1 protein-coding gene is annotated in these 1,834 nt (G+C 44.2%); it reads right to left on the bottom strand.

Going from position 1 to position 1,834, the window contains the following annotated elements; genetic code table 11:
• A partial coding sequence (locus ACFQ38_RS11430) for a phage tail tape measure protein (protein WP_381480992.1) occupies positions 1-1,834 on the bottom strand: 1,834 nt, incomplete at both ends.

The following is a 1,834-nucleotide window of genomic DNA, read 5'->3' as shown; positions in this document are numbered from 1 at the left end:
GTCAGAGAGTACAAGGTTGAAATATTTTTTAACTAAATCCATTATTGCCTTGCCGTTTTCATCCCAAAACTTCTTAAACGTTTCGAGCTGTTCGCTACCAAATTTTACGGCTGCTTCTATTACTGTGGAAATAGTTTCCTTTACAGCTTCAAAAGCTTTTTGAGTTGCTGATTTAATAGCTTCCCAAACTTTATCCACACCATCCCTAAACCATTCAACTTTGTTATAAGCCAATACAAGCGCCGCTGTAATTCCGGCTATTGCTGCTACAGCTATGCCGATTGGACCAGTTAGCGCAGAAATGACAGCCGCCAATGCTCCCACAGCGGGAGTAGCTGCCGCCGCTCCCGTGGTCGCGACTGCCATTGCACCGCTGAATGTTCCTATGGCTGTAAATACGGCTCCGAGAGAAGCGACTAAGGTTCCAAGTATGACGAGTAATGGACCGACCGCCGCTACTATCGCCCCTAAAACTAATACAAGTTTTTGTCCATCCTCACTCATGTTCGCGAAGTATTCAATAACAGGTTTCATAGAATCCATGAGGTTATTTAAAAACGGAAGAATAATATTTCCGATAGTAATTCCCATATCTTTAAGCGTATTAACAAAAATAGTAAGTTGCGATTCGAAAGTTTTATAACGTTCTTCAGCCTCATTTGTCAATGCGACGTTTTCTTCCCAAGCATTATTTGAAATATCGACTGCATTGGCAAATAACTCTGCCGCTCCACCTGCACGCAAGAGAGAGTCACGTAAACGGATTTCTGTGATACCCATTTCTTGAAGCATGTTAATAGCTGAATCGCCGGAAGCTTCCGCGTTAGCAAGTCCATTAATAAATGCACCAAGCGCTCCTATTGCGTCTTGTTCAAATGTCTTTTTGAATTGCTCGCCTGTCATCCCAGCAATTTTCGAGAAATTCTCTAAGTCCAATCCGGCATCCACAAGCGTAGACAGTTCCTTTTTCGTCATTCCAAGGTCCTCCGCCAAATTACCAAAAGCTTTACCCGAATGCGACGCCATCATCTGAAGATCGCGCAAGGATAGACCTGTCTTACTTAAAAGGTCTTGGACTTTAGTGAATCCTGTGGAAGTAGCTACCTGCATATTGACCATGACACGAGAGATTGCAGATCCACCCATTTCCGCTTCAATGCCGACAGAAGAAAGAGCAGTAGCCAAGGCGAGGATGTCCGCTTCAGACATACCAACCTGCGCTCCTGCTCCTGCTAAACGTAATGACATATCAACAATTTCACGTTCTGTTGTAGCAAAGTTGTTTCCTAAATCGACAATCGAGGCACCGAGCCGGTCAAATTCTGTCTGCGGCATTTGGGTGATGTTGGCTAACCGCGCTAACGCTGTTGCCGCTTCATCACTTGTCATATTCGTCGCAACGCCAAGATCAACCATCGTACGAGTAAATCCGAGAATAGATTCTTTTTGGATTCCAAGTTGTCCCGCCGCTTCTGCAACTCCAGCGATTTCAGTTGCCGCTACCGGAATTTCTTTCGCCATCCCTCTAATTCCTTCTGACAACACTTTGAATTCATCTTCTGTTGCATCCACAGTTTTTCTGACTCCTGCAAAGGCGCTTTCAAAATCCATTGCCGACTTAACAGCTGCGCCACCTATCGCAACTATTGGCGCAGTTACTTTTAAGGACAAATCCTTGCCAACATTCTTCATGCCATCGCCGACAGATTGCATTTTATTCCCGGTTTCAACTGCTGAATCGCCAAATGCTTTTAATTTGGATTGAGACGATGCGAGTTGGGTTTCAAAATGTTTTAATTTAGATTCGGTTTCTACTATTTCTCGTTGGAACGCA

The sequence above is a fragment of the Sporosarcina contaminans genome (assembly GCF_042679045.1).
In the GTDB taxonomy this organism is placed as follows: domain Bacteria; phylum Bacillota; class Bacilli; order Bacillales_A; family Planococcaceae; genus Sporosarcina; species Sporosarcina contaminans.
The sequence above is the reverse complement of the archived record's forward strand: the minus strand, read 5'-3'. Positions and strand labels throughout refer to the sequence as shown.